Consider the following 1,307-nt stretch of genomic DNA (forward strand, 5'->3'; position numbering starts at 1 on the left):
GGCAGTTTCACGCGGTCGTTGCAACACCGTCGGTTTCTGGTGGCGTTGAGAGTATCTGATGGAGAGCTTCGGCGGGTGTTGCCCATTCCAGGGTTTGGCGGGGTCGAGTGTTCAGCAGGTCAGCGACGTACTCCAGGTAGTGCTGGGCGTATCCGGATAGATCGCTTCCTTTGGGGAAGTACTGGCGCAACAAGCCGTTGGTGTTTTCGTTGGTGCCGCGTTGCCAGGGTGAGTGCGGGTCGCAGAAGTAGACACCGTCGCGTAGGTCGAGTTCGGCTTTCACACGGGCGTGGGCGGCCATTTCCCTGCCTTGGTCCCAGGTCACTGACCGGCGCAGGTGCTCTGGTAGTCGGGACATCTGGGTGATCATTTGATCTGCCACGGTGGCTGCGTCGCGCCGCCCGGGCAGGTGCAGCAGGATCACGAACCGGGTGGTGCGTTCGACCAGGGTCCCGATCTGGGACTCGCCGTTCTTGCCGATGATCAGGTCGCCCTCCCAGTGCCCTGGCACCGCCCGGTCCTCGACTTCGGCGGGACGTTCGGTGATCATCACCATCCCGGTGATCTGCTTGCCCGCTTCAGCGTTACGACGTTTGGCGCGAGCTCGGGGAACTCGTACTGCTCGCCCGGTGCGCAGACACGCAGCGAGTTCTTGACGTAGCTGTCCGCGGCCTTGGACGTAGATGCAGCGGTAGATCGCTTCGTGACTGATGCGCATCTGTTCATCGTCGGGGAAGTCACGCCTCAGGCGGGCCCTGATTTGCTGTGGGGAATGCCCCAGCCGTAACCGGCGATATACCTCAACCTTTAACCGGTGACACGACTCGAGCTTGGTGGCCTTTGGGCGGGCCAATCGTCGGTCCGCGCGGGCTTGAGCAATCGACGGCGAGTAGGTCGCCGCCCGCCGCGGTGGACGAGTGATCCGCCGGGGCCGGTAATGCGGGGACGCACCGCGGTTACGGCGCAGCTCTCGCAGCACGGTCGAAGGGGCCCGATCGATCCTGCGCGCGATCGCCCGGATCGAGTCGCCCCGGGCCACTCCCGCAGCAATCTGCTCTCGTTCCAGCATCGATAAGAACCGCCCTGAGGGTTCGGACAACGGCAAAGGCGCCATGCCACCAGCGTCGCTGAACCACCTCTGCGCACTGGACCTGTCCACCCCCGCTATCAACGCCGCGTCCACCGTCTCCTTGCCCTCGGCGATCTGCCGCCAAAATCGGCGCTGGTCACCACGCAACGGTCCAAGCCGGGACATCCACATCACCCATTTCAAATCAGGGTGTTGCGCTGACCCTTTGAAGCTGCCG

General features: G+C 63.8%; 1 protein-coding gene. It reads right to left on the reverse strand.

All coding sequences use genetic code 11. From position 1 onward, the window contains the following. Positions 1–7: 7 nt before the first annotated feature. On the reverse strand, positions 8–1,114 hold the full coding sequence (locus AZH51_RS05980; protein WP_291522352.1) for an IS30 family transposase: 1,107 nt from the start codon (positions 1,112–1,114) through the stop codon (positions 8–10). Between the last annotated feature and the right edge of the window lie 193 nt (positions 1,115–1,307).

This window comes from Branchiibius sp. NY16-3462-2, from assembly GCF_001594145.1.
Taxonomy (GTDB): domain Bacteria; phylum Actinomycetota; class Actinomycetes; order Actinomycetales; family Dermatophilaceae; genus Branchiibius.

Bases quoted from the DNA above. Each gene is read 5' to 3' on its own strand.
- AZH51_RS05980 (WP_291522352.1), bottom strand. From the start codon at position 1,114: ATGGCGCCTTTGCCGTTGTCCGAACCCTCAGGGCGGTTCTTATCGATG.